The organism is Actinoalloteichus sp. GBA129-24, from assembly GCF_001941645.1.
In the GTDB taxonomy this organism is placed as follows: Bacteria; Actinomycetota; Actinomycetes; order Mycobacteriales; family Pseudonocardiaceae; genus Actinoalloteichus_A; species Actinoalloteichus_A fjordicus.
Genome location: NZ_CP016077.1, coordinates 2,694,673 through 2,721,440, shown reverse-complemented (window position 1 = coordinate 2,721,440; position 26,768 = coordinate 2,694,673). Strand labels below are relative to the sequence as shown.

19 protein-coding genes and 1 pseudogene are annotated in these 26,768 nt (G+C 71.2%); 9 read left to right on the top strand and 11 right to left on the bottom strand.

The features are described from left to right. Positions 1 to 262: 262 nt before the first annotated feature. The 4 genes from UA75_RS12160 to UA75_RS12145 are packed head-to-tail and all read left to right on the top strand — an operon-like array spanning position 263 to position 6,622. Complete coding sequence (locus tag UA75_RS12160; RefSeq protein ID WP_075740339.1) at positions 263 to 1,717, top strand: pyridoxal phosphate-dependent decarboxylase family protein; 1,455 nt, start codon at positions 263 to 265, stop codon at positions 1,715 to 1,717. Continuing rightward, positions 1,714 to 3,522, top strand: coding sequence for an IucA/IucC family protein (locus UA75_RS12155; RefSeq protein ID WP_075740338.1), 1,809 nt, complete (start codon positions 1,714 to 1,716; stop codon positions 3,520 to 3,522). Before UA75_RS12160 ends, UA75_RS12155 begins: the two co-directional genes overlap by 4 nt. Continuing rightward, on the top strand, positions 3,519 to 4,826 hold the full coding sequence (locus tag UA75_RS12150; RefSeq protein ID WP_075740337.1) for a lysine N(6)-hydroxylase/L-ornithine N(5)-oxygenase family protein: 1,308 nt from the start codon (positions 3,519 to 3,521) through the stop codon (positions 4,824 to 4,826). Before UA75_RS12155 ends, UA75_RS12150 begins: the two co-directional genes overlap by 4 nt. Beyond that, complete coding sequence (locus UA75_RS12145; protein ID WP_075740336.1) at positions 4,823 to 6,622, top strand: IucA/IucC family protein; 1,800 nt, start codon at positions 4,823 to 4,825, stop codon at positions 6,620 to 6,622. The genes UA75_RS12150 and UA75_RS12145 overlap by 4 nt, the downstream gene beginning before the upstream one ends. 69 nt (positions 6,623 to 6,691) lie before the next feature. On the opposite strand, the gene UA75_RS12140 is transcribed toward UA75_RS12145, so the two are convergent. Beyond that, a complete protein-coding gene (locus UA75_RS12140; protein WP_075740335.1) occupies positions 6,692 to 7,471 on the bottom strand; it encodes a DUF899 family protein in 780 nt (259 codons plus the stop codon). A 96-nt stretch (positions 7,472 to 7,567) separates the two neighbouring features. Beyond that, complete coding sequence (locus UA75_RS12135; RefSeq protein WP_075743714.1) at positions 7,568 to 8,935, bottom strand: replication-associated recombination protein A; 1,368 nt, start codon at positions 8,933 to 8,935, stop codon at positions 7,568 to 7,570. A gap of 89 nt (positions 8,936 to 9,024) precedes the next feature. On the opposite strand from UA75_RS12135, the gene UA75_RS12130 reads away from it, so the two are divergent. Continuing rightward, the gene (locus UA75_RS12130; RefSeq protein WP_075740334.1) at positions 9,025 to 9,387 is read left to right on the top strand and encodes a cupin domain-containing protein; all 363 of its coding nucleotides are present in this window, start codon (positions 9,025 to 9,027) and stop codon (positions 9,385 to 9,387) included. A gap of 66 nt (positions 9,388 to 9,453) precedes the next feature. Here UA75_RS12130 and UA75_RS12125 read toward each other — a convergent pair whose 3' ends face one another. Next, complete coding sequence (locus tag UA75_RS12125) at positions 9,454 to 10,671, bottom strand: phosphotransferase (protein ID WP_232251192.1); 1,218 nt, start codon at positions 10,669 to 10,671, stop codon at positions 9,454 to 9,456. A gap of 102 nt (positions 10,672 to 10,773) precedes the next feature. Then, a complete protein-coding gene (gene aspS / locus UA75_RS12120) occupies positions 10,774 to 12,546 on the bottom strand; it encodes an aspartate--tRNA ligase (protein WP_075740333.1) in 1,773 nt (590 codons plus the stop codon). 231 nt (positions 12,547 to 12,777) lie between these two features. Here aspS and UA75_RS12115 point away from each other — a divergent pair, with 231 nt between their 5' ends. Then, complete coding sequence (locus UA75_RS12115) at positions 12,778 to 13,251, top strand: hypothetical protein (RefSeq protein WP_075740332.1); 474 nt, start codon at positions 12,778 to 12,780, stop codon at positions 13,249 to 13,251. Positions 13,252 to 13,486: 235 nt separating this feature from the next. On the opposite strand, the gene UA75_RS12110 is transcribed toward UA75_RS12115, so the two are convergent. Then, positions 13,487 to 14,086, bottom strand: a complete 600-nt coding sequence (locus UA75_RS12110) for a hypothetical protein (protein ID WP_075740331.1) — start codon at positions 14,084 to 14,086, stop codon at positions 13,487 to 13,489. Positions 14,087 to 14,642: 556 nt separating this feature from the next. Then, positions 14,643 to 15,092: a DoxX family protein gene (locus tag UA75_RS12105; protein ID WP_075740330.1), complete on the bottom strand. Its 450-nt coding sequence runs from the start codon at positions 15,090 to 15,092 to the stop codon at positions 14,643 to 14,645. A 263-nt stretch (positions 15,093 to 15,355) separates the two neighbouring features. On the opposite strand from UA75_RS12105, the gene UA75_RS12100 reads away from it, so the two are divergent. Beyond that, entirely contained in the window at positions 15,356 to 15,865 is a 510-nt protein-coding gene (locus tag UA75_RS12100; protein ID WP_075740329.1) for a MarR family winged helix-turn-helix transcriptional regulator, read from the top strand. 152 nt (positions 15,866 to 16,017) lie between these two features. Here UA75_RS12100 and UA75_RS12095 read toward each other — a convergent pair whose 3' ends face one another. Next, entirely contained in the window at positions 16,018 to 17,064 is a 1,047-nt protein-coding gene (locus UA75_RS12095; protein ID WP_075740328.1) for a lytic polysaccharide monooxygenase, read from the bottom strand. 789 nt (positions 17,065 to 17,853) lie between these two features. Beyond that, entirely contained in the window at positions 17,854 to 19,065 is a 1,212-nt protein-coding gene (locus UA75_RS12090; RefSeq protein ID WP_083683146.1) for an MFS transporter, read from the bottom strand. Positions 19,066 to 19,575: 510 nt separating this feature from the next. Here UA75_RS12090 and hrpA point away from each other — a divergent pair. Continuing rightward, a complete protein-coding gene (gene hrpA, locus UA75_RS12085; RefSeq protein WP_075740327.1) occupies positions 19,576 to 23,478 on the top strand; it encodes an ATP-dependent RNA helicase HrpA in 3,903 nt (1,300 codons plus the stop codon). Positions 23,479 to 23,751: 273 nt separating this feature from the next. Here the strand turns inward: hrpA and UA75_RS12080 are convergent, their stop codons facing one another. From UA75_RS12080 to UA75_RS34460, 3 genes and pseudogenes are all read right to left on the bottom strand, one after another. Beyond that, positions 23,752 to 24,414 carry a hypothetical protein gene (locus UA75_RS12080; protein ID WP_083690680.1) on the bottom strand — a complete coding sequence of 221 codons (663 nt, stop codon included), beginning with the start codon at positions 24,412 to 24,414 and terminating at the stop codon, positions 23,752 to 23,754. Next, positions 24,411 to 24,836: a hypothetical protein gene (locus tag UA75_RS34465; RefSeq protein WP_232251254.1), complete on the bottom strand. Its 426-nt coding sequence runs from the start codon at positions 24,834 to 24,836 to the stop codon at positions 24,411 to 24,413. Before UA75_RS34465 ends, UA75_RS12080 begins: the two co-directional genes overlap by 4 nt. A gap of 158 nt (positions 24,837 to 24,994) precedes the next feature. Beyond that, positions 24,995 to 25,429, bottom strand: a pseudogene (locus UA75_RS34460) (ATP-binding cassette domain-containing protein); the annotation flags it as partial. Between the two features lie 65 nt (positions 25,430 to 25,494). Between UA75_RS34460 and UA75_RS12070 the strand changes: the two are divergent. Next, positions 25,495 to 26,700, top strand: coding sequence for a PucR family transcriptional regulator (locus tag UA75_RS12070; RefSeq protein WP_075740325.1), 1,206 nt, complete (start codon positions 25,495 to 25,497; stop codon positions 26,698 to 26,700). Positions 26,701 to 26,768: the final 68 nt, after the last annotated feature.

Sequence of the window (26,768 nt, the reverse complement as noted above, 5' to 3'; positions counted from 1 at the left end):
ATCGTTCTTCGAACGGCGATCAGGTTACCGGGTGCGCCTCGACGCCGCTCGGGCAGGCCGATCGAGTGCTGTGGGTCACTCACCCGACCCCGCCCACGCCTTCCCCTCCGCAATCTCGTTAGCCTAACCTAACCTAACCCAGGGTGGCCTAACGGTCACCAGCAGACGAGAATTGTGAGGTCACGTGACCCAGACCCTGTGGTCCGCCCCTCCCGAATCGCTCGGCCACCCGCCGCCGCTCGCGGCGTGTTCACCAGCCGACATGCTCAGAGTGATCAACCTGATGACCGCGGGATTCCCCGGCGCGGGCGGTACCGACCGGTCCGGCCCGCTGCCTGCGGGCCCGCCCGCCCAGGTCTCCGAGGCCGTCGCCGCCGCGCTGGGCCCCGCCCGGCTGTCCGAGGACGGCTTAGGCGCCGCAGGCGCACTGCGGCTGGTGACCGGAGTCCTGGTCGACCATGGACTGAACCTGACTCATCCCGGTGCGCTGGCGCACCTGCAGCCCGCACCGCTCCCGGTGGCCGTCGCCGCCGACGTCTTCGCGTCGTTGGGCAACGCCTCCCTGGACACCTACGACTCGGGGCCGTCGGCCGTCGCGGTGGAGCGCTGGCTCATCCGGCTGCTGACCGGCCTGGCCGGGCTCACCACCCGAGCGGACGGCGTGCTGACGCCGGGCGGCTCGCTGTCCAACCTGATGGCGCTGTTGCTCGCCCGCGACGCGGCGGCGGCCCGACGCGGCATCGACGTCCGCCGGTCCGGGGTGGCGAGCCTGCCAGGGCCGGTCGTGTTCTGTTCCGAGCTGGCGCACTTCTCGGTGCACCGCGCCTGCGCCGTCCTCGGGCTCGGCGAGGACGCGGTGCGGCCCGTCCCGGTCGACGGGGCGCACCGGCTGCGTCCCGAGGCACTCGCGGCCATGCTGCGGGAGCTGCCGCCGGAGAACACCCCGATCGCCGTGGTGGCCACGGCGGGGACCACCGACTTCGGCAGCGTCGACCCGCTGCCCGAACTCGCCGAGATCACCTCGGAACACGGCCTCTGGCTGCACGTCGACGCGGCATACGGCTTCGGGACGCTGTTCTCCGACCGGCTGTCCTCCCGACTGCGCGGCATCGAGCTGGCCGACTCGATCACCGGCGATCTGCACAAACTCGGCTGGCAGCCCGCATCGGCGAGTGTCCTGCTGCTGGCGGAGGGGTCCTCATTCACCCCGTTGCACCGGGAGGTGGCCTACCTCAATCCCGCCGACGACACGGCGGCGGGATTCGGCGGGCTGCTCGGTCAGACGCTCCAGACGACGCGTCGACCCGACGCCGTCAAGATCGCCACGACGCTGCTCGCCCTCGGACGCGGCGGGCTGGGGACGATGGTCGAGGACTGCCACGACCTCGCTCGGCACGCAGCGGGGCGAGTCGAGGACCATCCCCGGCTGCGGCTCGTCGGCGGCGGCACGCTGACCACGGTCGTCTTCCGCTTCCAGACCGTGCGGATCGAGCACTCCGACCTGGTCAACTCCGAACTGCGCAGGAGGCTGTCCCAGACGGGCGGCAGCCTGCTGGGCCGCACGACGGCACGCGACGAGGACGGCACGGAACGGACCTGTCTGAAACTGACGTTCCTCAACCCGGCGACCACGCCGGACCAGGTCGACGAGGTGCTGGCCGAGGTGCTGGCGGCGGGTGCCGTCGTCGAGGCCGAGATGACCGAGGAGATCGGATGACCCCGCCCGACCCCCTGGCGAGCGCGGACGCCGCGTCGGCATCGGCACACGCCCACCTCGAGGCGTTGCTGCGCTGCTGGCTGCGCGAGACGGGACTGGAGGTGACCGCCGGGCCCCTGAGGATCTCGCTGAGTCGAACCGGACTCGCGCTGAACACCGAGGTGGTGCACCGCTCCCCCACCGACTGGCATCGGTTCGGCCCCGTGCGGCTGCTCCGCGCGGACGGCACCGACGCCGGCCCGGCCGATCCCGTGCTCGCGGTGGCGCTGCTCGCCGACGAGGCGGCCCGCGCGGGCTGGGACGACGAGTCCGCGGCGACGGCAGGCGCGGCAGCGTCGGCCGCTGCCGCCGAGGTCGCCGACCTGGTCGGTCGCACGGCCGAGTCGCTGGCGCGGGTGACCCGCTACGTCGACGTCCGACGACGGCAGGACGCGGCGGGCGAGCGGGAGGACGACGCCTTCCTGGCCTCGGAACAGGCCCTGCTGCTCGGGCACCTGCGGCATCCCGCGCCCAAGAGTCGCGACGGGCTCTCGGAGTCCGAGGACCAGCGCTTCGCCCCCGAGCTGCGGGGCGGCTTCGCGCTGCACTGGTTCGAGGCCGACGCCTCGGTCGTGTCGCACGACGCCGCGATCGACGGCCCCGGCATGCTGGGCCGCGACGCCCCCGCGCTGCTCGCCGAGCTGTCGGGTCTGTCCGCGGCCGCCGATCGGGTGCTGCTGCCCGCGCATCCCTGGCAGGCTCGCGATCTGCTGCACCGGCCCAGGATCAGGGCGCTGCTGGCATCCGGTGCGCTGCGTGATCGCGGCGTCGCCGGGCCGGACTGGCGGCCGACGTCGAGTCTGCGGACGGTCTACCTGCCGGGCGAGACGGTGATGCTGAAACTGTCGCTGGGACTGCGGCTGACGAACTCGCGACGGGAGTTCACCCGCACGGAACTGCTGCGTGGTCTGGAGGTGCAGCGGCTGCTGGCGAGCGGGCTCGCGGACTCGACCTTCTCGGCGCATCCCGACTTCCGCGTCCTGCGCGATCCCGCGTGGGCCGCCGTCGACGAGCCCGACCGCGCCGAAGGACCCTCGATCACCGGCCTGGAGGTGGCGGTCCGCGAGTCGCCCGCCGACATCACCGAGTTCCGCTGTCTCGCCGGTCTGGTCGCCCCTCGGCCGGGCCTGGGGCGGTCGATGCTCGGCGAGATCATCGCCTCGACGGACGGGTCGAACGCTGCGGCGGCGGCGGAGTGGACGGCCGACTACGTCGACCGGGTGCTGGTGCCGATGCTGCACCTGTACGCGGCCACCGGTATCGGTCTGGAGGGACACCAGCAGAACACGCTGGTGCGGGTGGACTCCCATGGCAGGGTGGCGGGCGGCGCCTTCCGAGACAACCAGGGCTACTACCTGGCCGCGTCTCGGCTGCCCGAGCTGCTGAGCGTCTCCCGGGCGGCCGCGTCCACGCTGGCGGTGGTCGAGGACGCGATCGTGGACGAGCGGCTGTCGTACTACCTGCTGCGCAACCAGGCCTTGGCCGTGGTCGGCGCCCTCGGCGTCGACGGACTGGCCGACGAACGGGATCTGCTGGGCGTGCTGGCCGACCGACTGCGTGCCGCGCTGCCGGGACTCGCCGAGGCGGGCCCGGACGGCGACCGACTTGCTCGCCGCTGGCTCGACGCCGACACCCTGCCCTGCAAGGCGAACATGCTGACCAGGCTGAAGGGAATCGACGAGGTGCTGGCCCCGCTCGACAACCAGTCGGTGTACCTGCGGGCGCCGAACCCGCTGGCCGAGGCGCGGCTGGGGGCGAGCCGATGACGGTCGAGGAGTGCGACGTCCTCGCCGTGGGCGGCGGACCGTTCAACCTGGGCCTGGCCGCACTGGCCGACCCGCTGCCCGATGTGAGCGTGGTCGTCTGCGAGCAGCTCGCCGAGTCCGACTGGGGCTGGCACCCCGGCGTGCTGTTCGACGACGCGATCCTCCAGGTGAGCTTCCTCGCCGACCTCGTGTCGCTGGTCGACCCGACGAACCCGCTGTCGTTTCTGAGCTTTCTGCGGGACCGGGGCAGGCTGTATCAGTTCTACGTACGTGAACGGTTTCATCCGACCCGGCTGGAGTACCAGGACTATCTGCGCTGGGCCGCCGCGCGCCTCCCGGTACGACACGGACACCGGGTCGACTCGGTCTACTGGGACGCCGACCGGGCCCGATTCGCCGTGTCCGTCAGCGAAGCAGGCGGCGGTCGGCAGGAGTTCCTGGCGCGACATCTGGCGCTGGGCATCGGCACCGCGCCATGGCTGCCGCCGAAGCTGGCCGCACTCGGCGAGGACCGGGTCGTGCACTCCGCCGACTACCTGCACCGAGCCGGCGATCTCGAGCGCGCGGACCGCGTGACAGTGGTGGGCTCCGGCCAGTCCGGTGCCGAGGCGATGCTGGACCTGTTACGCCGCAACGGCTCGCGAGGTCCCCGACTGAGCTGGCTCACCCGCACCGAGAGCTTCGCCCCGCTGGACTACAGCAGGCTGGTGCTGGAGATGACCACACCCGACTACGTCCGGTACTTCGCCTCGCTGCCGGAGCGGACCCGAGACGCGCTGATCGCGAACCAATGGCGGCATTACAAGGGGATCTCCGAGGAGACGATCGACGAGCTGCACGACGCGCTGTACCGGCGGCTGGCCCACGGCGGGACGGACGTCGAGCTGCGCAGCGGCGTCGCGGTCCAGGACGCGGCCCTAAGCGACGGCGGTCTCACCCTGGACTGCGTCCATCGAGACACCGGGCAGGGCTTCGAGCACCGCACCGACATCGTGGTGGCGGCCACCGGCTATCGACACCGCCCCACCGACTTCCTCGCGCCGATCGCGGATCGGCTGGCCCGCGACGAAGCGGGTCGGCCTCAGGTTCGAGAAGATCACTCCATCGAGACCGACCCGTCGATCAGCGGCCGGATCTTCACGTCCAACGCGGACATCCACCGACACGGGGTGTCCGCGCCGGATCTGGGGTTCGGCGCGGTGCGCAACGCGGTCGTGCTCAACACGGTGCTGGCACGGGAGGCGTACACCCTGCCGGTTCGCACGGCGTTCACCAGTTTCGGAACACCAGGAGAGGACGGATGACGGCGGTGCCGACGCGGGCGGAGATCTGGAGGCTGGCCTCGGCCAGACTGCTGGCCAAGATGATCGGGGAGCTTGCCTTCGAGGACCTGTTACGTCCCGAACCCTTCGCCGACGGCGAATGGCTCCTGCGGCTCGCCGACTCCGAGTACTCGTTTCAGGCGGTGCGCGGGGCCTTCGGGGACTGGACGGTGCTGCCGGACTCGATCCGACATCGGGTGACCGGCATCCTCGGCGATCGACTCGGCATGCCCGCGTGGGACCCGGCCCGTTTCCTGCTCGACGCCGCGAGCACCATCGGCGTCACCCCGGAGACGGCGGCGAACTATCTCGCCGAGCTGACCGCGACCCTGACCGCCGACGTCGCCCTCGCCGAGAACGACGTCCCCGTCGCCGCCCTCGCGGGCCTCGGGCACACCGAGCTGGAGGGACATCTGGTCGGCCATCCCTGGCTGATCGCGAACAAGGGACGGGTCGGGTTCTCCGCCGACGACCAGGGCCGCTACGCCCCGGAGGCGCGCCAGTGGCTGCGGCTGCCGTGGCTGGCCGTCCACAGAGGACTGGCGGAGTTCCGCGCCACGCCCGCGCTCTCGGAGCACTCCGTCCGGGAGCACGAACTCGACGAGGAGACCAGGACGACGTTCGCCCAGGTCCTCCGAGGCCGGGGGGTGAACCCGGACGCCTACGTGTGGCTGCCCGTGCATCCGTGGCAGCTCGACCACGTCGTCCGCACCCTGTGGGCGCCGGAACTGGCGGCCGAGCGCATCATCGAGCTGGGCACGGCGCCCGAGGCGTACCTGCCGACCCAGGCGATCCGCACGATGTCCAATGTGGAGCGTTCGGAGCGGTTCCAGGTGAAGCTGCCGCTGCGCATCCTGAACACGGCGGTGTGGCGCGGCATCCCGCCCCACTGCACCTCGGCCGCGCCGACCGTCACCCAGTGGCTGCGCGGTCTGTGGGACGGCGACCCTGAGGTGGCCGAGACGGGGGCGATCCTGCTCGGCGAGGTCGCATCCGTGACGATCGAGCATCCGCTGTTGTCCACCGTCGCGGGCGCGCCCTACACCTGGCTGGAGACCCTGGGCTGCATCTGGCGCGAGTCGGTGGACCCCACCCTGCGTCCCGGCGAACGGGCGGTGCCCCTGGCGGCGGTCCTGCACGTCGACGCATCGGGGCGCGGACTGGTGAGCGAGTACATCGCACGATCCGGCCTCGACGCACAGGCCTGGACGGCAGCGCTGTTCGGCGCGCTGCTGCGGCCGCTGCTGCTGGTGCTCTACCGGTACGGGATCACCGTCAACCCGCACGGCGAGAACGTGCTGGTGGTCCTGGACGAGTCGGGGCTGCCGACCAGGGTGGCGATCAAGGACCTGATCGACGACGTCAACGTGTCCGTCGAACCGGTTCCGGAGCGGGGTCCCGAACCGGACTCGCATCACCGGGTCCTGCCGCGCAAGCCATGGCATGTGCTCCGGCAGTACCTGGTGGACGCGCTGCTCGTCGGCGTGTTCCGGCCGCTGGCCAGGCTGCTGCGTGAACAGCACGGTCTCGCCGAGGAGCGGTTCTGGGGCCGGGTTCGCGGTGAGATCGAGGCCTTCCGCGATCGACATCCCGAACTGGGCGACCGGATGGAGCAGGGCAGTCTGCTCGGCCCCACGTTCGCCCGTTACCCGCTCAACGGCGATCGTCTGGTGCAGACCGGCTACGCGGAACTGTCCTACCGCCATGCCATCGCGCCGCACGGTGAGCTGCCCAATCCGCTGCACGACGTCGCGACGGTGTATCCGAAGGAGCCCTGAGCGGGGCGGCGGGTCTGGCGGCCGAGCGCGTGGCGGTGGGCTTCCGCGCGCTCGGCCGCCCCCGCCGGATCAGCCGGGCGGCGTGGTCGCCCAGTCCGCGTCGCGGAGGACCTCGCCCCGATCGGTGTCGGTCTCGTCGACGGCGGCCACGGCAGGCCCGGTCTGCTCGGGCAGCGCCGCCTCCCACCGACGTTCATCCCGCGCGGGCTCGACGCGGTCGGGCCCGCGCGGCTCGCCGAGGCCGTCGAGGTCGTCCCGATCGGCCTGTCTGCCGGGAAGCAGCAGGTCCAGCAGGGACCAGGGTCCCCCGGGCACGTCGGCGGCGAAGACGTTGCGGCGCAGCGTGCCGTCGTCGGTCCAGCGGAAGAGACTGATCGCCGCACGCAGGCCGAGTTCATGGCGCAGGCCCAGCTCCTCGGTCAACCGCCCTGGCTGGGTCGACACCAACGCCGCCCGTCGCCAGCCCCGACGCTCCGCCTCGGCGGCGAGCGCACCCGGCGAGGCGGGCGAGAACACGGCCACGGCGGCTTCCGATTCGAGATGGGGCACCAACGAGTCCAGCCCGTCCGCCCACCGCGCCGAGTCCGGGCACGGCCGAGTCCATCCCTCGTCGAAACGCAGGTGGTAAGCGACGAGGATGCGCCGAGCGCCGAACAGGCCCGCCAGGGTCACGGGCTTGCCCGACGCGGTGGTCAGCGGAGTCGCCGACTGCACGGCCGGGCCCGCAGGCAGTGCACGTCGAGCCGAGCCGAACTCGGCGGCCGCCTCCCAGAGCGCCCGCTCGGCGGCGATGAGCCGATCACGGGCCAGTCGTGAGCCCTCGGAGGTCCCGTCGCACGGTCGTTCCATGATTCGGGAGCTTAAGGCGCGGGCCTGACCAGTGTTTCCGGTTTCATCGGGTCCGCGCGAGATTTCCCCGCCGCGACGGGCCGGGCGGCTCGTCGATCAGCCGCGCCGAGGCGACTCGTCCCGGATGACCCGCCGCAGTCGCGGCATCCGCTCGGCGAGCGCCCGCTCCGCGCCCCGCGACGTCGGCTGGTAGTAGTCCTTGCCCACCACGGCGTCCGGCGGATACTGCTGTGCCAGGACGCCCTCGGCCACGTCGTGCGGATAGCGATACCCCGTCGCGTTGCCCAGCTTCTTCGCGCCCGAGTAGTGCCCGTCGCGCAGGTGGGCGGGCACCGGACCGGCCGCACCGGAGCGGACGTCGTGCAGCGCCGCGTCCACCGCCGTGATCACCGCGTTGGACTTCGGCGCGGTGGCCAGATGGATGGTGGCCTGAGCCAGGGCGATCCGTCCCTCCGGCATACCGATCAATGCCACGGCCTGGGCCGCCGCCACCGCCACGCCGAGCGCGGTCGGATCGGCCATGCCGACGTCCTCGCTGGCGTGCACCACCAGCCGCCGGGCGATGAACCGAGGATCCTCGCCCGCCTCGACCATCCTGGCCAGATAGTGCAGCGCCGCATCGACGTCCGAGCCTCGAATGGACTTGATGAAGGCGCTGGTCACGTCGAAGTGCTGATCGCCGTCGCGGTCGTAGCGGACGGCGGCCTTGTCGACCGTCGCCTCCACAGTGGACAGCTCGATCACCTCGGCGCCGGTCGACTCGGCGGCCTCCGCCGCCGCCTCCAGCGCCGTCAAGGCACGACGAGCATCCCCGGAGGCGAGCCGGACCAGGTGTTCGGCGGCGTCCTCGGCCAGTCGCAGCCGTCCGCCGAGGCCGCGTTCCTCGGCGACCGACCGGTCGACCAGGGCGCGCACCGCCTCGTCGGTGAGCGAGTGCAGTTGCAACACCAGCGAGCGGGACAGCAGCGGGGAGACCACCGAGAAGAACGGGTTCTCCGTGGTGGCGGCGACGAGCAGCACGACCCGGTCCTCCACCGCGCCGAGCAGAGCGTCCTGCTGCGTCTTGGAGAATCGATGCACCTCGTCGATGAACAGCACGGTGGACTCTCCGGAACGCCCGAGACGGTGTCTGGCCTCCTGAATCACCGCGCGCACCTCCTTGACTCCGGAGGAGAGTGCGGAGAGCGCCACGAACCGGCGTCCCGTGGCCTGGGACACCAGTGTCGCCAGCGTCGTCTTCCCGGTGCCGGGCGGACCGTAGAGCAGGATCGACGCAGGCGCGGCGCCCTCCACGAGCCTGCGCAGCGGGGCGCCGGGGCCGAGCAGGTGATCCTGCCCGACGACCTCGTCCAGCGTTCTCGGCCGCATCCGCACCGGCAGCGGGGCGTTGTCCGCCAGCGCACGCTCCGCCTTGTCGGCCACCTCGGCGCCGAACAGTCCCTCGTCGAACAGGCCGTCTGCCACGGGGGCGACGCTACCCGGCGGCCACGACACCGCCTGCGACCACCACACCCGGCGGACGCCCGTCGCACGATCACGACGACAATCGTGGAATGAACTCCGTGGTGTCCCTCGCCGACAAACTCGCCCTGATCGACGAGCACTGGGCGCCGCACATCGTCTCCAGGGTCAACGGCCAGGACGTCAAGCTGGTCAAGGTCCTCGGCGAATTCGTCTGGCACGACCATCCCGACACCGACGAACTCTTCCTCGTCGTGAGCGGGACGTTGCACATCGACCTGCCGGAGACCCGGCACACGCTGACCGAGGGCGAGCTGTTCGTGGTGCCCAGGACCGTGCGGCATCGGCCGGTGGCCGACCAGGAGTGCCACGTGCTGTTGATCGAACTGGCGGGCACCCTCAACACCGGCGAACGCACCGACAGCCGACTCACCAATCCGGCGACCTGGCTCTGACCGGCCCGGCGGCGGTCGCTCGCCGCCGGTTCGACCACGGCTGCTCACCGGCGGCGAGCAGGACGATCAGCGAAAGGCGGGGTAGAGCGGCAGCCGCTGGCCGGACAGGCCGAAATGAGCACGCAGCGCATCGGCCGTCACATCGGCGAACTCCGCCAGGGGCTCGGCCACGCTGGAGTCCGACGCCAGCCGCTCCCACTGGTCGATGACGTCGAGGTAGCGCAGCATCGGGTCGCCCGCCTCCGTCTCGGAGGACATCGAGGCCATCGCACGATCGGAGCCGGACAGCACCCGCCAGGTGGCCACCCAGGCCCACACGAGCTGGGCCTGGAACAGCCGGGGCAGCAGGATCTCGTCCTGGTCCAGCTCCGGCCACACCGAGATCACCTCGGAGCGCCAGGTGGCGAGCATCGCCTCGCCGATCTCCTCGGGGACGCCCAGGGCACAGGCGCACGAGGCGAACGGGACCAGCAGGCTGACCGCGTCCAGCGCGATGTCGCGGACGCAGCCGGACTCGAAGTCGAGGAAGCGGACCCCGTGGCCGGTCACCACGCTGTTGTCCGGGCTGATGTCGCTGGTGCTGAACGCGCGGTAGCGGTTCGAGGAGAACAACCGGGCCGCGTCGGCCACCGCCGACAGGACCACGTCGGGCACGGACCGCTCGTGCAGCGCGAGGAGCAGCGCGGGCATCTCCCGGACGGCCTCCGCCGCCTCCTCCGCCACGGGATGGCCGCTGTCCCGGCCGCCGAGCCGTCGGTGCAGCGCGTCGAAGTCGGCCTCGCGCCCCGCGGTGCTCGTGTGCAGCCGCCCCAGCGTGCGAGCCCAGGCCAGCAGGGTGTTCTCCGCCGCCCTGGTGTCGTCCGCACGCAGGACGTCGGCCAGCGTCGAGGCGCGGCCGAAGTCCTCGAGGATCACCAGCCGCTCAGCCGGGTCCTGCCCGACCAGCTCGGGGCCGACCCAGCTCTCCACGGGCAGGGCGGTCAGCAGCTGGAGGCTCGCCGCCTCACGGGCGAAGGCACCGCCTGCCGGGGCGCCCTCCGCCTGCGGGTAGCGCTTGATGACCAGGGTCTTGGGCATCGTGAACGGGGTCTCGGCGACCCGTACGCGGACGACGGCGGCGCGACCGCTGCCGCCCAGATCCTCCGGGTCGGCAAGTTTGACTGCGGCGCCGAATCGACCGGTGAGCACCGTCTCCGCCGCACGAACCGTGTCTACCAGTTCGTCAGGACTCGTCGTGCTCCCGTCGGACGCCTTTGACCGACTGACAGCTGTCTCAAGGCTCATCTCTTCCGACCCTACCGTGGTTCGCCATCGCATGATGACCACTGTTCGGCTGAACGATCGAGAAACTTCGACCCCGTGCCGCCGTGGCCTCGGAGCGAAATCTCAGGACTGACGAACTCCCGGTCGGGCGTCGACGCCCGCCTCCTTGCGCTGCTCGGCGGTGATGGGCGCGGGTGCCTGGGTGAGCGGGTCGAAGCCGCCGCCGGACTTCGGGAACGCGATGACCTCGCGCAGCGACTCGGCACCTGCGAGCAGCATCACGATGCGGTCCCAGCCGAAGGCGATGCCGCCGTGCGGCGGCGGGCCGTACTGGAAGGCGTCCAGGAGGAAGCCGAACTTCTCCTTGGCGTCGACGTCGGAGATGCCCATCACGTTGAAGACCCGCTGCTGCATCTCGGCCTGGTGGATACGAATCGACCCGCCGCCGATCTCGTTGCCGTTGCAGACGATGTCGTAGGCGTAGGCCAGCGCGTGTTCCGGGTCTTCCTCGAACCGGTCGGCCCACTCGGCCGTCGGCGAGGTGAAGGCGTGGTGCACGGCGGTCCATCGGCCGGAGCCGACCGCCACGTCGGTGGTGTCCTCGGCCGACTCGAACAGCGGCGAGTCGACGACCCAGACGAACGACCACGCCGCGTCGTCGATGAGACCGCAGCGCCTGCCGATCTCCAGGCGGGCGGCGCCCAACAGGGCGCGGGCGCTCGGGGCCGGACCCGCCGCGAAGAACACGCAGTCACCGGGGTCGGCGCCGACCGCCTTGGCCAGGCCCGCGCGCTCGGCCTCGGTGAGGTTCTTGGCCACCGGCCCGCCGAGGGTGCCGTCGGGCTGGACGAGGACGTAGGCCAAGCCCTTGTGGCCCCGCTGACGCGCCCAGTCCTGCCAGGCGTCGAGCTGCCTGCGCGGCTGGTCCGCTCCACCCGGCATCACCACTGCGCCCACGTACGGCGCCTGGAAGACCCGGAAGGGCGTCTCGGCGAAGTACTCGGTCAGCTCGGTCAGCTCGAGGCCGAAGCGCAGGTCCGGCTTGTCGGTGCCGTACCGCGCCATCGCGTCGCCGTAGGTCATGCGCGGGATCGGCCGGGGGATCTCGTGGTCGGCCAGCTCACGCCACAGTGCCGTGACCACGTCCTCGCCGAGGCTGATCACGTCCTCCTGCTCGACGAAGCTCATCTCGATGTCGAGCTGGGTGAACTCCGGCTGCCGGTCGGCGCGGAAGTCCTCGTCCCGGTAGCAGCGGGCGATCTGGTAGTAGCGCTCCATGCCGCCGACCATCAGCAGCTGCTTGAAGAGCTGCGGGGACTGCGGCAGCGCGTACCAGGAACCGGGTTGGAGCCGGGCGGGCACCAGGAAGTCGCGGGCGCCCTCGGGGGTCGACCGGGTGAGCGTCGGGGTCTCGATCTCCACGAAGTCCTGGTCGTGCAGCACCGTGCGCGCGATCCGATTGGCCTCGCTGCGCATCCGCAGGGCCGCCGCGGGACCCGACCGCCGAAGGTCGAGGTACCGGTGCCGGAGCCGGGCCTCCTCGCCGACCTCCAGATGCTCGTCGAGCTGGAAGGGCAGCGGGGCCGACTCGGAGAGGACCTCCAGGTCCGTGACCGTCAGCTCGATCGCTCCGGTGGGGATCTCCGGGTTCTCGTTGCCCGCCGGTCGAATCACGACCTCGCCGGTGACGCGCAGGCAGAACTCGGCACGCAGTCGATGGGCCCGCTCGGCCATCTCGCCCTCGCGGAAGACGACCTGTGCCACGCCGGAGGCGTCCCGAAGATCGATGAAGATCACGCCCCCGTGATCGCGTCGACGCGCCACCCACCCGGTGAGGGTGACTGTCTTGCCGACGTGCTCGGCGCGCAGGGCGCCGGCCTGATGGGTGCGCAACACGGGTCCTGATCTCCTTGCCGACCGACTGGCGGATAGTCGTCCTGGTCGCACTCGTGGTGAGTCACCGGACCATCACAGGCTAGCCAACCTGACGGCGGCGAACGCCGGCAGGCTGGATCGAGTGCGCGGCCGCAGGCTCGCGCGGCGCCGGTCCGTCGGTGCCGGGTGAGGACGTGCAACGTCTTCCGGCGCTCGCGCGATGACGATGTACCCGGCGTTCAAGGGGGTTTCGTGACCGACTCGGTCTGGATTCGGCGACACGGCTGGTGGCTGCCGCCCGCTCCCTTCCGGGAGGACCACGGCTGGCATCTGTGGCCCGCCGGACAGACGCCGAGCCGCTCACCGGTCCGGCTGCTTGCGCCGGGATTCGAGTACTACGTCTGCGACGGCGGGCGATCCGGCGAACGCCGCATGCGATTCCTCACCGAGGTCGAGGCGGTCTCGCAGACCTTCGCCGTGACCTCGCTGGACGAGGGCTTCCGGCGGCTGGAGGACTTCTTCGGCGGTCAGGGCCGCGCGATGTCCTGGTCGGCCTGGTACGAGGACTCCTACGCCACCGAGAAGTTCCGCACGCCGCGAGTCTTCTCGCTGCTGGCCTGGACCTTCTCCGTGCGGCGGTCGTTATCGGTGCCGCTGCCCCGAGCACAGCGCTTCGCGCCGAGCGGCTGGCTGCACGTCCCGAGGTCGGAGGTGCTGCCGTCCTGAACGCGGTACGGCCCTATCGGCTTCGCCGGTCGGTGCGCCCTTCGGCGCCTCCGACTCCGGCTGCTTCGACGGCGGTGGCCGAGGCGAGGCGCGGCCGCCCGGCCCGGATCTCGCGACGGCATCCGTCCGGACCGACCCGAGTCGTCGACCGGCTTCGCGAATGCCTGAATCGACGTCCGCTCATCGACGACAGGGAATGACCGTCGCTCGACGTCGAATCGACGACGGGCGATCGTCATCCGCGCGCTTGATCCGCCGAACGGTCTAAATCCATTCTCGCGACGTGGACGAACACATCGCGAACCGTCTTCAGTTCCTCGGTCGTCACCGACCGGCCCCGGCCGAGCCGAAGCACGAGAAGTCGGGAATAGACGTCGGCGGCATCCACCACCTCGGGCGGGCCGAGGAGATACACCGGAGCCAGTGCCGCCCACAGCTGCTGTCCCAGCCGGGTGATCTCCGCTCGCCACGCCCCGTCCGGCTGCGCGGGGTCGCCGGAATAGCAGGCGAGCAGATAGACGTTGGCGGCGGCGAGGAAGTCCGCATAGGCGTCCCGACGCTGTGCCGTCTGCCCTCGTCGAACGTGTTCCGCCGTCCGCCGGTCGGCCTCCCGTTCCAGTTCACGCCTGCCGTGCTGAGCGGCGAGTCGGAGTTCACGGCCTCGGTGCTCGGCCTGCTCGTTCAGCCGAGTCATCGCGTAGGCCGCCTGCTCCTTCGACTGACGGTCGAGCCTGCGCAGCGACCGGCCCACGACGATGAACGCCACCAGCGCCGCCGCAAGCGACACCACGGGCGCGACGATCCCGACCAGCGGCCAGGCGGTGGAGGTCACCATTGCACGTTAGCGCGGCACCGATACCGATTCCCAGTGAAGCGAGAGAAATACTCCGACGACGACGCTGGGTCACATTCGCCGGGCGTTATTACGACGAATGCGGCACGCCGATACGGCAATTCATTCGCATCGCGGGGGAAGCGTGACGTCTCGATCTCTCCGACGACGGGGATCGACATTGCCGGCCGTCGCGGGGCGGTGTGACCGTCGAGCCCGGCTCCGCCGACGATCGAAGGTCACCGAGTCGGCCTGACGGGGCTGTGCGGCCGAGGCCTCCTGCCGCCGAGGTCGGGCGGTCTGTGCCGACGGCCCGCATCGCTCTCGTCGATCGATCGTGTCACGGTCGCGGGGCACGCACCCGAGGTCTCGGGCTGCTGCCTGCGGTGGCCGATCACGCGATCACTGGTTCCGGCTCACCGGCGCGAACAACGTCGGTCGCGCCGAGCCCGGCTCCACCCGGTACCTCCTCGGACGCCACGACGGACGGGACACGTCTGATGCGCCGCGGCGATGCCGATGCCGCCGGGTGTCGGCGTCGGCAGGCTCTGCGGGGCACTCAGGCGTCGGCGGGGACCCGACCACGGGCGTTACGCAGGACGAGCGGGGACAGGAAGCGGTCGATGCCGAAGGCGCCCGCGCCGGTCACCGCGAGCAGCAGCGCCGCGACGATGATGACCAGGACGAACTCGAAGCCGCCGTCGGAGACGAAGAGTCCGGAACCCGAGTGCACGATGGCCCAGGCGCCCGCCATGACGAAGGCCACCAGGACCCCGACGATCGGCACGGCGAATCCGACCACCAGGGCGATCCCACCCCCGAGTTCCACCAGGGCCGCGAACCAGGCGGAGAGCGCGCGCAGCGGGACGCCCATCGCCTCGAAGGACGCCGTGGTGCCGTCGATCCCCCATTCGGTGAATTTCTGCCAGCCGTGCGCGATCAGCACGATGCCGAGCCCCAGCCGGGCGGCGAGGAGCACGAGATTGCGGAGCAGTGCGAAGGGCTTCATGGTCGTCAGGTCTCCCGGTGGTCGCGAGGCGGGCCGCGGGCGGTGAAGGCCGTCGTCTGAGTCGGCGATCGCCACTCGGCGGGCACACTCAGTATGTTGAAGCTTCAAGGAGTGGCCAGATTACATGAACTTTCAAGTATCTGCATTCCACCCTGCGGAGCAGTCCGGCAGAGGAGAGCACTGGGCCGTCCGGGTGAAGCGGCTGCTCACGATCAGGTTGCGAGTCGCCGTCCGTCGGCGGGCGCCTGGGTAAGATCCCGCAGGTGAACGAGGCACGGTGGCTCACCGATGAGCAGCAGCGAGCGTGGCGCAAGCTCGCAGGCGTCATCACGGTGCTGCCCACCGCGCTCGACGCCCAGCTCCAGCGGGACGCCTCCGTCACGCATTTCGGCTACTGGGTGATGGCACTGCTGTCCGAGTCCGCCGACCTGTCGGCCCGGATGAGTGATCTGGCCGCCAAGGCCAACGCCTCACCGTCCCGGCTGTCCCACGTGGTGAGCAGGTTGGAGAAGAACGGCTGGGTCCACCGCAGGAAGTCGCCGGAGGACGGCCGAGGCAGCATCGCGGTCCTCACCGAGGCGGGCCAGGCCAAGGTGGTGGCCTCGGCGCCCGGCCACGTCGCCAAGGTTCGTGAACTGCTCTTCGACGGGCTGGACGACGACCAGGTCCGCCAGCTCGACGAGATCTGCGCCGTGCTGCTGCGTCAGATGGGGTACCACGCCGAGACGGCCATGCCGATGCGACGACAGGACTCGTCGCAGGCAGGGGGCTGATCACCCCCGACGGCCTGATCAGCCCGACGGGCGGCTCCACCCGGGGGCGGCGAAGGGCGACGCTGTCCTTCCCCGCCCCCGGTTCTCTTCAACGACTCGTCAGCTCACGGGCCAGGTCGGGCGAGATCGACCAGCCGGGCCCGACCCGGTTCTCAGGTGCAGACGGAGTCGTTCAAGGTGAAGGCGGCAGGCACGGGATTGCTCCCGGTGTGCGTGCCCTGGAAACCGAAGGTGACCGAGCCTCCCGCCGGAATGCTCCCGACGCCCTGCGAGGAACGAGCCGTGACTCTCGTGCCCTGCTGAGTCACCGTGGCATTCCAGGCGTTGGTCACCTGCTGCCCCGCCCCGTATGTCCAGGCGAAGTTCCAGCCGGACACCGACTGGCTGCCGGTGTTGGTCAGCGACACCTCGGCCACGAAGCCGTTGTTCCACTCGCTCTGCTTGGTGTAGTTCACCGCGCAGTCCACGACGACGGGCTCCTCCGGCTGCTCCGGCTCTTCCGGCTGCTCCGGCTGCCCCGAGCCCGCGCCGAACTGGACGTCGGAGCAGTTGTAGAAGGCCTCGGCACTGTCCGACCGCTGCCAGATCGAGTAGATGATGTGTCGGCCGCTCTTGTTGGCGGGGAGCCTGCCGTTCCAGGTGTACTCGGCTCCGTGCGGGCCGCTGCCGTTGATCGGCGGGTTCGTGACCTCGTCGAAGGGCGCGGGCTCCAGATCGGACCAGCGCAGGGGCTGGTTCGGGTTCCAGCCGTCGCGGGTGACGTACTGCGACCAGGTTCCGGGGTGCGGCGCCCAGGCGTTGTACCGGAAGGTGATGTTCGACCCTGACTGAAGCTGGGTGGTCGGCCAGTCGGAGCGGCCGAGCCGGAAGCCCGCGAAGGTCGTGGAGGGACCGCAGAGGTTGCCGTCGGGGATGATCTGCTGGTGACGGCCGCCAGCGTCGCTGATCAGGTTGCCGAACCAGTTCCACAGCGCGTTCTTCCCGCCGGCGGCCACCGCCGCCGCGCAGGCCGGGTTCTGCGGATTGACGTCGCCGCCCTGCCCGCCCGCCAGCCCGTCGACGTAGCAGGCGTAGGTCCGGGTGGCCGGGTAGGTCATGCCACCGTGTGCCAACGCCGTCTCGGGAGGAGTGGCCACCACCAGGGCCCCGGCCAGGGCGACCAGCGCGCCCAGCAATCCCACCTTGCGTCTTGTCTTCACTGCAATCCTCCTTGATTTCAGTACTGACAACCTCGGGTGACAGGCCGTGCTCCACGTCTCGTCCACTGGTCGAGGCCGGAGTCGTCCTCGACCGCACAGGCGTCGCCGGGGGCGGCGGGTGGATTTCTCGAACGCGTCGGCGCGTGGTGACCACGAGTTCCCGAGCCCTCGCCCTCCGTCAATCTGGGAGCGCTCCCAGATTGACGGAGATCACACTCGCTGTCAATATTCGTTGCGGGCGAGGAACATCGGGCGCACGCGGCGACTCACCGTCCGGACGCCGCTCGGCCCCCCGGGCGGTGTCACCAGCGCACACACGGCGCCGCTGCTGCCGCCGACGAACGCCGCCCGTGGCGGAGCCTGGCGAGGTCGCGTACCGCGTCCGAGTCCCCCCGACCGCCCCGCCCTGCCGTGGAACCCGCACACGGGCCGGATTCGCCCATGAAATCGGGAGCGCTCCCAACATCATCGACCCAGCTCGGTGCGCACGGCGGTCCGCGATGACCGGACCGGGCTGATCAGCGGCCGCGACCTGCGACGACCCTCCCGCCCGCGATGAGCCTCGCCGCGCCGACCGAAGTCCGGTGGCGACGAGTGCGTTACAGCGGGCCCGGACGCAGCGTCGACACCGGCCGCTCGCCTTCTCGGTGCCGAGGGACGGCAGGACTCCGCAGAGCGACTCGGCGGGCTCCCCACGCGGCTCGCCCACCCCGACGGCCCCGGCTCGGCAGCTGCCGACGACGCAGTGCCCGAGGCGGGAGAGCACGTCGACACCGAACGTGAACCGACTCAGTTCTGCGCGGGGCGACGAAGCCGAGCCGGATCGAAGATCCGGGACTGCCAGACGAGGAACAGCCCGAGGAAGGGCAGGACGCCCACCGCCAGGCGCAGATCCACGGCGTCGGCGATCACCCCGATCACCGGCGGCATGATCAGGAAGCCGACGCGGGCGAACCAGGACACCGCCGCGACGGCATGTGCGCTGCTGAGACCGGGGATGCTCCCGGCGGCGTGGACCGCGGAGGGGAACAGCGTCGCGGTGCCCAGGCCCGCCAGCGCGAAGGCCGCGATCAGCAGCGGCGTGGAGCCCAGCGGCAGCGCGACGGCCAACGGGACGGCGATCAACAGTCCGCCGACCCGACCGACCAGCAGATGCCCGAACCGATCGGTCATCCGATCGCCGAGCAGCCTGCCTGCCATCATCGCCGTCTGAAACGCCACGTAGGCGCCGCCCGCCAGCGCCGCAGGCGCGTGGTAGGAGTCCTGCAACAGGACCGCGCCCCAGGACGCGGGCGTGTCCTCCACGGCGCAGGCGGCCATCATCACCAGGCCGAGCAGGACGAGTATCCGGCGGACGTGTCCTCGATTCGCCGCCGCGTCTTCAGCGGTCGGCTGCCCGGCGTCGGCCTCGGCGGCTCGCTCGCTGTCCTCGGGCCCCGGCAGCAGGTGCGGCAGGCAGAGCAGGGCGGGCACGGCGACGGCGATGCCCACGGCGAGCAGGTGCGGTCCCAACGGAATGCTCAGGCCTGCGGCCGTGCTGCCGACGACTCCGCCTGCCACGGCGCCGAGGCTCCACACCCCGTGGAAGCTGTTGAGCACCGAACGGCGGTAACGCCGTTGCACCCGCAGCCCATGCGCGTTGGAGGCGGCGTCCATCACCGAATCGACGGCGCCGAGGGAGAACATCGTCAGGGCGAAGCCCCACCAGGCGCCAGCCAGCGAGGCCGTCGGCACGATGGCGCCCAGTGCCACTCCGCTCAGCACGGCAAGCCTGCCGCTGCCGAGGCGGGCCGACAGCGGACCGGCGAGCAGGCCTGCGACCAGCGCGCCCGCAGGCATCGCGGCGATGCCGAGCCCGAGTGCGCTGTTGCTCAACTCCAGCGTGCTCTTGAGCTGCGGCAGCCTCGGCACGATGTTGGCGTAGCCGAAGGCGTTGACGAAGAAGAGCACCGCCACCGCCACCCGCGATCGCCGCAGCGCGCCGATCGTCATCTCCGGCATGTGCTCCCCCGACCAGCTTCACGACGTGATCGCCCGGCACGGGCTCCGCCGACCGACGCTCGGCAGGCGTGCCCCTGCCTCCCGAGACGATCTCGGGCAGCCGTGACGTTCTACCGCATGGACCGAGCCTGCGGAACCCTCTTTCGCCCCGCCGCAGCTCGGTCGTCCGATGATCCGACGCCTCGGCCTGTGCGGGTGTGCGGCGCTTCACATCCCGGCGGGCCGTGGCGGCTGCGGCCCATCAGCGCACGGCCGGGCCGGTCGGACCTGCGCGCAGGCACGGCAGTCTCCCGGTCGGCCCGTCGAGCCTGCTCCTGCTCGCCAGAGGGTCCCGACGCGCCGTCCGTGCGAGCCCGCGCAGCCGAGGCTCGTTCCAGGCGGGCGCAGCCGCCCGTGCGTGCCTTCCGCGTGTCCGCCGCCCGCCGACGAGCGTTCCGCCGACACCGCGACGACGACGCGGGGGGTAAATCGCGAGACCGGTCAGCGCAGGGTGCCTATCCTTGACCCCGTATGAGAACGCCGCCTGTCACCTCTCCCCTCACCGAACTGTCGGCACGCCTGCCCGAGTTGATGCTGCGGGACCGACATCGCCTCGCGCGGCGCCTGGACGGCCTGCGGCGCGGACGCGACTCCCGAGGCGCCGCCCGAGACGCGGCGCTCGCCGCCGTCGCCGCCGAGATCGACGCGGCCGCGCTGCGGGTGGAACGTCGCCGTGCCGCCGTGCCGAAGATCGACTACCCCGCCGAGCTGCCGGTCGGACAGCGCAAGGACGAGATCCTGGCGGCCGTCCGCGATCACCAGGTGGTGATCCTGGCGGGCGAGACCGGGTCGGGCAAGACCACGCAGCTGCCCAAGATCTGTCTCGAGCTCGGCCGGGGCGTGCACGGGCTGATCGGCCACACTCAGCCGAGGCGGCTGGCCGCCCGCACCGTCGCCGAGCGCATCGCCGAGGAGCTGCACGGCGAGCTGGGCGACGCGGTGGGTTACGCGGTGCGCTTCACCGACCGGGTCGGCGAGGACACGCTCGTCAAGCTGATGACCGACGGCATCCTGCTCGCGGAGATCCAACGGGATCGGATGCTGCGGCAGTACGACACGATCATCATCGACGAGGCGCACGAGCGCAGCCTCAACATCGACTTCCTGCTCGGCTATCTCAAGGACCTGCTGCCGCGCAGACCCGACCTCAAGGTGATCATCACCTCCGCGACGATCGACCCGGAGCGGTTCTCCCGACACTTCGGCGACGCACCGATGATCGAGGTGTCGGGTCGGACCTATCCGGTGGAGGTCCGGTACCGACCGGTCGTCACCGACGAGGTCGAACGCGACCAGGTGCAGGCGATCTGCGACGCGGTGGACGAGCTGGCGGGCGAGGCTCCCGGCGACGTCCTGGTCTTCCTCAGCGGCGAACGGGAGATCCGGGACACCGCCGACGCGCTGGAGAAACAGGAGCTGCGCAACACCGAGGTGGTGCCGCTCTACGCCCGGTTGTCGGCCCGCGAGCAGCACCGGGTGTTCCAGCCGCACACCGGTCGGCGCATCGTCCTGGCCACCAACGTGGCCGAGACCTCCCTGACCGTGCCGGGCATCAAGTACGTCGTCGACCCCGGCACCGCCAGGATCTCCCGGTACAGCCTGCGGACGAAGGTGCAGCGGCTCCCCATCGAGGCGATCTCGCAGGCGTCGGCCAACCAGCGGTCCGGCCGCTGCGGCAGGCTCTCGGCGGGGGTGTGCATCCGGCTGTACTCGGAGGAGGACTACCTCGCCCGTCCGGAGTTCACCGATCCCGAGATCCTGCGCACCCATCTGGCCTCGGTGATCCTGCAGATGAGCGCGCTGGGACTCGGCGACGTGGCGGCGTTCCCCTTCGTCGATCCGCCCGACCGGCGCAACATCTCCGACGGCGTGCAGCTCCTCCAGGAGCTCGGTGCACTGGACCCGGCCGAGACCGACCTGCGCAAGCGGCTCACTCCGCTCGGTCGCAGGCTCGCGCAGCTTCCGGTGGACCCCCGGCTGGGCCGGATGGTGTTGGAGGGCGAACGCAACGGCTGTCTTCGCGAGGTGATGGTGATCGCCGCCGCGCTGTCCATCCAGGACCCCAGAGAGAGACCGGAGGACAAGCAGCAGGCGGCGGCCGAGCAGCACGCGCGGTTCGTCGACAAGAACTCCGACTTCGTGTCCCTGCTGAACCTGTGGGAGTACCTGCAGGAACAGCAGAAGGAGTCCTCCTCCAGCCGGTTCCGCCGGATGTGCCGCACCGAGTTTCTGAACTACCTTCGCGTCCGTGAGTGGCAGGACGTCTACGGCCAGCTTCGTCAGGTGGCCAGGACCCTGGGAACGACCCTCAACGACGTGCCCGCCGACCACGATCGAGTACATCAGGCGCTGCTGACGGGCCTGCTCTCCCAGGTGGGGCTGAAGGACACCGACAAGAACGAGTACCTGGGCGCCCGCAACGCCAAGTTCGCGATCTTCCCCGGCTCGGCGCTGTTCAAGAAGCCGCCGCGTTGGGTAATGGCGGCCGAGCTGGTCGAGACGTCGCGGCTGTGGGGTCGCATCGCAGGCCGGGTGGAGCCGGACTGGATCGAGAAGGCGGCAGGCACTCTGGTGCGGCGCAGCTACAGCGAGCCGCACTGGGAGAAGAAGCAGGCCGCCGTGATCGCGCTCGAACGCGTGACGCTCTACGGCATCCCACTGGTCGCGGGCCGCAAGGTGAACTTCGGACGGATCGATCCGGAGACCTCCAGGGACCTGTTCATCCGACACGCCCTCGTGGAAGGCGACTGGGAGACCCGCCACCGGTTCTTCCATGAGAACCGGGAGCTGCTCGCCGAGGTCGAGGACCTGGAGCATCGGGCTCGCCGCCGGGACATCCTGGTCGACGACGAGACCCTGTTCGAGTTCTACGACCAGCGCATCCCCGCCGACGTCGTCTCCGGCAGGCACTTCGACTCCTGGTGGAAGAAGACCAGGCACGACAAGCCCGATCTGCTGACCTTCGACCGGTCGATGCTCGTCAACGAGCAGGCCGCAGGCATCGGCGAGGCCGACTACCCGGACAGCTGGCCGCAAGGCGACCTTCGGCTGAAGCTGACCTACCAGTTCGAGCCGGGCACCGACGCGGACGGCGTGACCGTGCACATCCCGCTCGCCGTGTTGAACCAGGTGACGGAGACGGGCTTCGACTGGCAGATCCCCGGACTGCGTGCCGAGCTGGTGGAGTCGCTGCTGCGGTCGCTGCCCAAGCCGCTGCGCAGGCACGTCGTCCCGGTGCCGGACTGCGCGGCGGCGGTGCTGCATCGGATGCGAGCCGGTGAGGCGCCGCTGCTGGACTCCCTGGAGGACGCGCTGCGCAGGCAGGTGGGCGTGGTGGTGCCTCGAGACGCCTGGCAGCTCGACCGCGTGCCGGATCACCTGAAGATCACCTACCGAGTGGTGGACGAGCGACAGCAGACCCTCGCCGAGGGACGCGACCTGGCAGAGCTGCGCGAGCGACTGCGCCCCAGGCTCCGGGCGACCTTGTCTGCCTCGGCAGAGGGCGTGGAGCAGTCGGGGCTGCGGGACTGGACCATCGGCGACCTGGCCAAGACGCACCGCACGCGGCAGGCGGGCTATCTGGTGACCTCCTATCCGGCGCTGGTCGACGAGGGCGACGAGGTGGCGGTCCGGCTGTTCGACTCCGAGGCGGAGCAACGGCAGGCGATGTGGGCGGGGACCCGACGACTGGTCCTGCTGAACGCCCCGGCGCCGATCAAGTTGATCCAAGGCAGGCTGAGCAACCAGACGAAGCTGGCGCTGACCCACAATCCGCACGGCGGAGTGGGAGCCCTGCTGGCGGACTGCGCGTCGTGTGCGGCGGACCGGCTGATCACCAGGCACGGCGGTCCCGCCTGGTCCACGGCGGCCTTCGCGACCCTGCGCGGCAAGGTGCGTGCCGAGCTGCCCCCGCTGATGACGGACGTGGTGGGCAAGGTCGAGGAGATCCTCACCGAGTGGCGCGCGGTGGAACTGCGGCTGAAGGAGGTCGCCCGGCACGCGCCGAAGGACTCGGTCGCCGACATCCGCACGCAGCTCGACGGGCTGGTGTTCCCCGGCTTCGTCACCGCCGTCGGCGCTCAGCGGCTCCCGCATGTGGTGCGTTATCTGCGGGGGATCGCACGACGGCTGGAGAAGCTGCCGGAGAACCCGGCGCGGGACCAGGACTGGACGGCCAAGGTCGCCGTCGTCACCGAGGCCTATCAACGGCTCGCGGTCAGGGTGCCCGCGACGGCGTCGCCCGGCAAGGGGCTCCGGGAGGTCCGCTGGGCGATCGAGGAGCTGCGGCTCAGCTACTTCGCGCAGACGATCAAGACCGCCTTCCCGGTGTCGGACAAGCGGATCATGAAGGCGTTGGAACAGCTGGAGTCGTGACGGCGGGCATTCCGGCCCACGGCTGCGGAGATCCCTCGGTGGCACACCTGTCCTCGCAGGTGGCAGAGCCGTCGTCGCGGGCCGCGTCTGCTCCGCCGGCCGAAGTCCGGACGGGCGGGCGACCGCCCTGCTCAGGGGTGGCAGCCGGCGTCCGAGTTCGATGGCGACTCGACGACGACACAGCCGGTGCCCCGTTCCGGCTTCCGGCGACGACGGCTGTGATCGTGCCGACGGCCCTGGGATCCCCGTCCGCTGTGGCCGACGCCGCCGTGGTCAGCGTCGTCGCGCCACCCGCAGGGTCGTCGCGACCGCCCCGAGGAGCAGCAGCACGGCCACCCCGAGGTCGAGAGCCGTGCCGGGCCACGGCGACCCGCCAGTCGCCGACGCGGCACCGAGTCTGGCCACCGTCGTGCCGACCGGCGGCAGCCACGGGGCAAGCGCGGTGAGCAGGACGACGCCCGAGGCCGCGGCGACGGTCCAGCCCGGCCGGTTCAGCACCGGTCGAGCACACAACAGGCCGACGGCGGTACCCGCCAGCGCGGCGGCCAGATGGGCCGCGATGCCCAGTCCGACGAGGGTGAGCGGATACGAGTAGCGGCCGGTCAGGATCGGCCAGCACACCGCGAGGGCGACGAGCAGCAGGTCGGCCAGTACGCAGACGCCGAGCACGCCTGCCAGCACCCGTCCGTGACCGCCCGCCGCCACCACCGTGACACTCCGCTGGACGGGTTCCTCGGCGTTGGCGGCGGCGACGGCGAGCCAGGCACTCGCCGGGTAGAGCAGCAGGACCGAGGCGGCCCACGGGCCGGGTGGCGCCCCCGCGTCACCGCCGAAGAGCACCGCCAGCGACCCCGCGCAGACCAGCAGCGGCGCCAGGAAGAGCTGAGAACGCAGCAGGTCGGCCAGGGTGTACCGGACGGCGGCCAGGGTCCTCACGTCGGTTCCTTCTTCGCTTCCGCCTCTCGAGCCGCCCCAGCCGCTGGAGCCACCCCGGTGTCACTGCCTCGGTCCGGGCCGGGGGCTGCGGCGCAGGCCGTCGAGCGACGTCCGCCGGGCATCCGGTGAACACCGCGTACCGAACAGCCCGCGTGCAGCGCCCGCAGCAGCAGGACGTCGCAGGACGGCGCCGCGACCTGCACGACCACGAGTCGAGAGCCCGCGTCCTCGCGCACTCCGGCGGACAGCCGGACGCCGGCCGGCTCCTCCACCGCCCCCGTGACCGCGACCGGGTCCTCGTCCACCGGCCGGGCGGGCAGCCCCGCCAGCAGCGGCGTCGGATCACGCGGACAGGACAGCTCGACCCGCATCCACTCCCGGACGCCGTCGTCCGAGCCATTCGGGAGCGGCTCCTCGAACACCGTCCCGTCCCGCAGGCGGACCGCCGAGGCGCCCGGCAGTGCGGTGGCCGTGCGGTGTGATCGGCGAGCAGCACCGCGGTGCCCGAGGCGGCCGCCGCCGACAGCCGGGCGCTCAGCTCGGTCCTGGCCGCCTGATCGAGACCCGCCCACGGCTCGTCCAGGACGAGCAGGTCGACCGGATTCGCCAGTGCCTGGGTGAGCGCGACCTTCTGGGCATTGCCCTTGGAGAGGGTCGACATCGCGGCGGCGACGTCACCGGCGAACCCGAGGGCGGTCAGCAGGTCGCGATGGCGTGGCGCGGCGTCGACGGGCCGGACGCCCCGCAGCGCAGCCATATGTCGCAGGTAATCGGTGGTGGACAGCCGCAGCCGGGCCGGGAAGCGGTCCGGGACGTAGCCGATCGCCGAGGGCCGGTCCACCACCGTGCCCTGCGAGGGTCGGGTGACGCCCGCCGCCACCCGCAGCAACGTCGACTTTCCCGCTCCGTTGGCGCCGAGGAGCACGATGATCCGTCCGGGCGGGACGCTCAGCTCGACGTCGACGAGGACTCGTCGACCGCGTGGGTGGCGCACCCCCACCTGTCGCAGTCGCATCATCCGGCGATGATCGCAGAGCCGAGGTCGACGGCCGCTCCTGAGCGAGGAGGTAGCGTCGAGGAGTGCCCGCCCCCGCCGCCGACTCCGTCGAACAGATCACCCGTTCGCTGGCCCAGACTCGCCTCGCCGACGTCCCGGTCCTGACCGAACGGCTGCTCGCGGCCATCTTCACCGACAACCCGGACTGGACCGACTATCGTCCGGTGCCGCGCGACGACCTCCGCGACGGCTGCCGTCGCTATCTCGGCCAGGTGCTGCGGGTGCTGTGCGGCGAGGTCGAGTCGGCCGAGGACGACGTGGCCACCGCCATCGGCCGGGACCGCGCCGAACAGGGCGTCCCGCTGGCGGCGATGCTGCGGACGTTCCGGCTGGGCGGCCGGATCGTCTGGGAGGCGCTGGTCGAGCAGGCTCAGATCGACGGGGCCGAGCCGGACGTCATGCTGCGGGTGGCCACCTCGATGTGGACGGTGATCGACGAACTGTCCTCGCGGCTGTCGACCTCCTACCGCGATACGGAGCTGGAACGACTGCGCAGCGACGAGCAGCGGCGGCACGCGCTGGTGGAAGGCCTGCTCAACGGCCAGGCCCGCGACGCAGGGTTCGCCCAGCGGACGGCCAAGGAGCTGGACCTGCCCACCGGAGGCCGTTATCTGGTGATCGTCGCCGAGGCGCGGACCGACGGCGGCTTCGCGCTGCGGGGCCAGAAGCAGGCGCTGGATTCGCTGCATCTGCGCTCGGTGTGGCAGGTACGGGCCGACACCCTCGTCGGTCTCGTCGCGCTGGAACGACGGGACGAGGAGCTGGCGCTCGACCGGCTCCGCCCCCTGGCGCGCGGACGGGTCGCCGCCTCACCCGCCGTGGCGGGCCTCGCCGAGCTGGGCACCGGTCATCAGCTCGCCCTGACCACCCTCGGCACCGCCCCGCCCGGCGAGACGGGCCTGTTCTCCCTGGCAGAACGGTTCCCGGAGGCGCTGCTGGTGCAGGCACCCGATCTCGCCCGCAGGCTGGTGGACTCCCAGTTCGGCCCGGTGCTGGAGCTGCCGAAGCGGGAGCGCGACATGCTGCTGGGCACCCTGGCCTGCTGGCTGGAGGAGGACTGTTCAGCCGCGAACGCCGCCGTGCGGCTGCACTGCCACCGCAACACGGTGCTGAACCGACTCCAACGGATCAGCACGCTGATCGGCCGGTCGCTGCACGGGCATCGCGCGCACGTCACGCTCTCGCTGGCCCTGGCCGCCCTGGCGCTGTCCGACACCGGCCGGTCCTGACCCCGCAGCTCGGCTCACCCGTCCGGCTCGACCACGTCCGACTTCGCGCCGCCACCGGGGCGCGAGCG